At 41.4% G+C, this 5,504-nt stretch carries 5 protein-coding genes and 1 pseudogene; 1 reads left to right on the top strand and 5 read right to left on the bottom strand.

Features of this window, described 5'->3' with window-relative positions; genetic code table 11:
- Window positions 1-52: 52 nt before the first annotated feature.
- The 5 genes and pseudogenes from K5G00_RS28715 to K5G00_RS30315 form a co-directional block, all read right to left on the bottom strand.
- On the bottom strand, window positions 53-1,663 hold the full coding sequence (locus K5G00_RS28715) for a family 78 glycoside hydrolase catalytic domain (RefSeq protein WP_238769933.1): 1,611 nt from the start codon (window positions 1,661-1,663) through the stop codon (window positions 53-55).
- Between the two features lie 45 nt (window positions 1,664-1,708).
- Window positions 1,709-2,031, bottom strand: a pseudogene (locus K5G00_RS28710) (glycoside hydrolase family 78 protein); the annotation flags it as partial.
- A gap of 277 nt (window positions 2,032-2,308) precedes the next feature.
- A complete protein-coding gene (locus tag K5G00_RS28705) occupies window positions 2,309-4,621 on the bottom strand; it encodes a glycosyl hydrolase family 95 catalytic domain-containing protein (protein ID WP_238769931.1) in 2,313 nt (770 codons plus the stop codon).
- 155 nt (window positions 4,622-4,776) lie between these two features.
- Complete coding sequence (locus K5G00_RS28700) at window positions 4,777-5,181, bottom strand: glycoside hydrolase domain-containing protein (protein WP_238769930.1); 405 nt, start codon at window positions 5,179-5,181, stop codon at window positions 4,777-4,779.
- The gene (locus tag K5G00_RS30315; protein ID WP_394800892.1) at window positions 5,126-5,365 is read right to left on the bottom strand and encodes a glycoside hydrolase domain-containing protein; all 240 of its coding nucleotides are present in this window, start codon (window positions 5,363-5,365) and stop codon (window positions 5,126-5,128) included. The genes K5G00_RS28700 and K5G00_RS30315 overlap by 56 nt, the downstream gene beginning before the upstream one ends.
- Here K5G00_RS30315 and K5G00_RS28695 point away from each other — a divergent pair.
- Window positions 5,281-5,504, top strand: a 224-nt coding sequence (locus tag K5G00_RS28695; protein ID WP_238769929.1) for a hypothetical protein, incomplete at its 3' end; no start/stop codon positions are given. The two genes, K5G00_RS30315 and K5G00_RS28695, sit on opposite strands and share 85 nt — an antisense overlap.

Here is a 5,504-nt window from a genome sequence, read left to right as displayed (position 1 = left end):
AATAGAAATGCAACCCGAAACCATAATGTCAATAACCGGAAACAAACACTATCTAAAAATTTTCAATGCGGCATTTTGTATTTAAAATGGTATTATAATCGGCAGCTTCTGATTTTTTGCCAAGTATCCCGGCAGTTTGTTGCATAATGTCAACCGCTTGGAAATAATAAACCACAGAAATAAATTCCATATCGGTGAATGCACCGGGGATATTTGCGCTTTTGGGGTTCGAGTGACAAAGCCAGTCGCCAAATTGCCCAACCTTAGGCATGTAAAGGTTGCTCTCGCCCGCTTCTTTTCTCATATACTCGACCCATAGCTTCATGCTGCTGTATTGCTCTTCCAATATGCGCGTGTCGCCATACGACTGATAGAGGGTCCATGGCACAATAACCGCCGCATCGCACCAACCACTGGAGCCGCCTTTTTCCGAAGGCATAGCATTTGGAATAACGTGCGGCACGACACCGTCTTCGTGCTGGTCTGCATCCAGGTCGTAAAGCCATTTAGCCCAGAACCCGGCACTTTGCATGTTGAAACAAGATGTAGAAGCAAATACCTGCGCATCGCCGGTCCATCCCAGCCTTTCATCGCGTTGCGGACAATCGGTGGGGACATCCAGAAAGTTACCTCTCTGCCCCCATACAATATTGTGTTGCAGCTGGTTTATTAATTCGTTATTGCAGCGAAAAGTCCCGGTACATTCCAAATCGCTGTGAACAACTACACCCTTTACTATATCTCTTGTTATAAGTTTTGGATAACCGGAAATGGAGACATAACGAAAGCCCTGAAATGTAAAATGAGGTTCATAAATTTCGGGGCCACCGCCCCTGCAGGTATAAATAATTTCCTGCCTGGCTGCACGCAGGTTAGCCATATAAAAATTACCCTTTTGATCGAGTACCTCGGCATGCCGCAGTTTTATTGTTGTCCCTTCCGGACAATCAATCTGAAGGCGGCACCACCCTACCATATTTTGCCCCATATCGATTACTGTATCTCCTTCCGGCGTGTAGATTATGGCAATTGGGTCAAGCTCTACCACACTCCTTACCGGTTCGGATACTGAACTGACAAGATTTTTTTTATCCCTTTGGCTACTTACTACCCCTTTCCAGGCAGAATCATCAAACCCGCTATCGCACCAGCCTGCCTGTTCAAGTCTGGCATCATATATCTCACCATTATATATTTCTGATTTTAAAACTGCACCCGTAGAAGATTTCCATGAACTGTCCGTTTTTATGATTTGTTTCGTGCCATTTGTAAATTCAATTTCAAGTTGTGCCAAAACTTCCAGATCATTGACAATCCTGGCTTGGTCTGAATTAGGCAAGAAAGCCCTGTACCATCCGTTTCCAAGCATAATACCTGCTGCATTTTCTCCAGGTTTGAACATTTCGGTAACATCATACACCTGATACTGGAGCCGTTTTTCAAAACTGGTCCAGCCTGGGGTAAAATGCTGGTCTCCTACTTTTGTACCATTCAAATAGAACTCATATAATCCGCGACTGGTACAGTACAACCGGGCTGACTTTACTTTTTGGGGCACGGTGAACTCTTTACGGAATAGCGGCGAGGGATAACTGTATTTGTCAAAAATGATCGCCGTTTTGATCCAGTCGGCCTGCCAGTCGGACAAGCTGAGTAACCCCATTTCAAAATATGCAGGTTCAGACCAAGCCGTTGCCTTATTATCCTTATCCCAAATCCTGACAGTCCAAAAACATCCTTGTCTTGATACTAAATTTTCCCGGCATATTCTACCAATACACTTTGGTAGGAACGTACCTTCTGACTATCCCATAAATCTGCCCGGCCAGGCTTTAATAGCTTCGGGGAACTTGCCACAAGAACCTGGTAAGCCGTTTGTATCTGGTTGTTTTCCTCTGAATAAATTTTCCATGATAAGCGTGGTTTGGGCGTACCGATACCAATGGGGGCTTTTTTGTACTCACAGGTTAATTTATTTGTATAAACATGTTTTTCTTTTGCTTCAACAAAATTGAATATTAACACTAACATAAAGATTAAGATATAATTCGTTTGGTTCATATTTGAAATTTATAATTAGGCATACTAAAGATTAATACTTTTGAAAAGAAGATATAAACTATAATTACCAATTTTAATTTTTCATACAATCAGTATGATTATTTACCGGAAATATTTTGTCCAGCGTCATGCGACCTTTTGATACATATCACCGTCCACTTTTATCACGGATGTCTACCAAATCCAGTCCCAGAGTTCAGAAATCCCATCGTCTGCTTGCTTTTATATCTTCATTCAAATTCAAAAATTAAATACGTTCTAAAACAACATTTTCTTCCTTTTCAAGCTTTATGTAAATCGTTTTATCTATCAATTTATATTCTTTAGTACACGAAAATTTCGCATTCCCAAATGGATTTTCCAACACCATCTCTCCTCCATTCTCAGAGGTAACAACCACTTGCTTTACTTCGCCAGTCTGCATTACAGCAGAAACGAAAAATGCTCCTTGCGTGCGAAGAGTTGAAAATAAAACATCTTTCCAGGAAGTAGGAATTGCCGGAAAAATTTCGATTATTCCGGTATGGCTTTGGATGAGCATTTCCTGTATTCCTGCAGCAAAGGCAAAATTCGCTTCAAGCGTGAGCGGACGGTATTTATAATCAGAATATCCCCGGTTATGCTGTTCCCCATTGGCATTAAAACTATTTGAAAGGCAAAAATTTTCTGAAAATATACGTAGTGTTTCTGCTGCTTTATCACCATTTTTAGCTCTTGCATATAGATTCCCAAGCCAGCTGAACGAAAAACCAACCCATTTCGAGGATCCTTTTTCTTCGAGCTTATCAAGGCTGGAGCGAATTATTTTTTGTTGTTCTTTATCATTATTCCAATCAACTATCCCCAACGGGTGCCATGCAACAAGATGTGAAAAATGACGGTGCGATTCATTATAAGGATGGCCGGGTGCAATAGCCAGGCCACCTGTACTATCCAGAGCGAACACAGGCCATTCCTGTAAGTTTGATTCCCATTGAGCGGCTTCCTCGTTTCTGCCCAATTCCCGCGCTAATTCTGCTGCTTTTTCATAAGTCCACCGGATAAATGCGAGGTCAAAGTTAGTTGTTTCGTCAAACCAGGCATTTATTGAATTTTCGTGTATCTCCGGACTGGAACTTATAGGCAGTTTGCGCATCCCATCAATCCCTTTATCCGAAATATGGTCAAAAAAAACAGCTACATCTTTTATCCAGGGATATGTACGGTTTTCAAGGAAAACTTTGTCCATTGAATATTTCCAATGAAGGTAAAAATGCTGGGCAAGCCAACCCGAAACTGTTGGTCCGAATGAATATTGAATCCAGCCGCCTATAGGTTCTCCGGTTAAGGTTGTTACCCATGGCACATTAAGCCCGGGAGAATCAAAATAGGTTTGGGTGTAACGCTTAAATGTTTCCCTATGTTTCCAAAGCCAATCTAAAAATCCTTTTTCCAAATCAAGGTGGTTCGATGAATATGCAGGCCAGTAGCTCAACTGGGTGTTCAGGTCGTGGTGGAAATCACCTTTCCACGGCGGGAGTTTGCCGTTATCAGCAGTCCATACTGCCTGCAACGACACAGGTGGTGCACCCTTCCTGGCTACCGAGCCAAATTTATATTGTTCAAGGTACCATTGTTTTTCAAGAATTTTATCAGGGAGGGTAATGCCCGATTTTGCCCAATATTCTTTCCACCAGAGGGTATGTTTTATCAATTCTTTGCTAAATTTTGAATTTTTAATTAAGTCAGAAACCATGCAGTCCGCCGGTTCTCCGCCTTTTTCGGAAATAGTTGAAGAAACCGACCAAACTCCTGTAAGGATATTTCTTGAATATTTCCAAGAAACAGCTACTTCATACTCAAAACCTCCCCATCCCTTTTGACGATATACTATTTTGCCCGGGGAGTTTCTGACCAGACCTGTTTTGTATCCAAGACGTTCCAGCCGTTGCTCGCTGGCAACATTGCTTTTACTGATTTTATAAGAACCCTGATAATCGGGAGGGAGCAATACAGGGACAAATTCCCCCGGTACATTATCAAACCTGAACCAGCCCGATTGCCCTTCTGCGGTGACAAAAGTTTCAAGGCTTGCCCCTTTGTCCCAACACACTTTGCATATAGCTTTGTTAATATCTAGTGTTACATTTTTCACGTCTCCAAGGCTTTCTATTGGAAATTCAAGGGCTGCACCAGGCAATTTTGTCGGTGTAAGCGAATCATTATAAGGAGTATCAAACAAGTCCTGCACTTCCTTATACGTGTTATTCTTCACCTGTTCCTGTACCCACCTGAAACTAAACTCAGGTCCGGTCAGGTTTTTCATCGGGCGGAGATCCCATAAATCAGAACGATCAAGAGAAAAACGCAGGTTGCTGTCTTTTTGCCAGACAAGCGCCCCTATAAAACCGTTTCCTAATGGCATTCCCTCATCCCACACTTTTGGAAGGCTGTTGAATTCCAGATTGTGGCCTTTACCGCCATTTTCTTTTATTCCCCAATTTAGGGTGCAGAAAAATAAAATTCCAGGAAGAATAAATATCAATATGTGTTTTGCTAGTTGATATAATTTGTTTCGCATAATCCTAATTATCTTAAAATTTGATTTGAATAAATTGCACCAAAATGATTCGTTTTTTTTCAAGAACCAAGCAATTCAGGTCAAATCAGTATAACCATTCATTTTGTCCTTGCACTGAAAAAAATATCCCAATTCTTTTTTGCTTATATTCTATTCTACTTTTTCGAAATCACCAGCAGCAAATCCCTTTTAGCTGCAATGGGAATTGACCCGTTTACTTTAAATAATCTTTTATTCTGATAATCTTTTATCTCTGGTGCTTCAATAGTAACGCCGTCAGGGGAGAGTCCCAAGCGTTCCCAGTCGATATTTAAATTCACCTCCACCGGCTCATCGACCCAACTCCCAATCGCCACAAGCACCTTATAATGAAATATATAAGTAGTTGCATATACATTTTTCTGGTTAGTGGAAACCACCGGATTGTCTTCCCAAAACCCTGCCATTTTTGCATCGGCAATCCCAAAACCGTCCCACAGTTTCCACATGGGCCAGTAACCTCTTTTATTCATACCAAACAACATTCCCCTGTGATCCGGCCATGTGTAAAAGCATATCATTGTTGATCCCAAAGGGGATTCCACTTACCTCCGTCAGCCAGAAATCGGCTGGCATAATATCGAAATTGAAACCTTCTCCAAACCATGTTTTATCGATATATGGGAAAAATTCGAGGTATTGATTGGAGGAACCAAAAGAAAATAGACCGTCACGTGGCGTATATCGAAAACAAACTGGCTGAATATGAAAAGGCCCTGGCTGAAAACGATGGAGATAAAGAGGAAATCAAGAAAGAAATCAAAAAACAAAACCGGCGCAAGAAAGGATACAAAAAGCTGGAACAACAATTAAAAGAATCAGGGCAATCGCAAATCTCAACTTC

This window comes from Maribellus maritimus (assembly GCF_022267315.1).
GTDB classification, from domain to species: domain Bacteria; phylum Bacteroidota; class Bacteroidia; order Bacteroidales; family Prolixibacteraceae; genus Draconibacterium; species Draconibacterium maritimum.
Note: the sequence above shows the minus strand (reverse complement) of the source record. Positions and strands in the feature narration are given on the sequence as shown.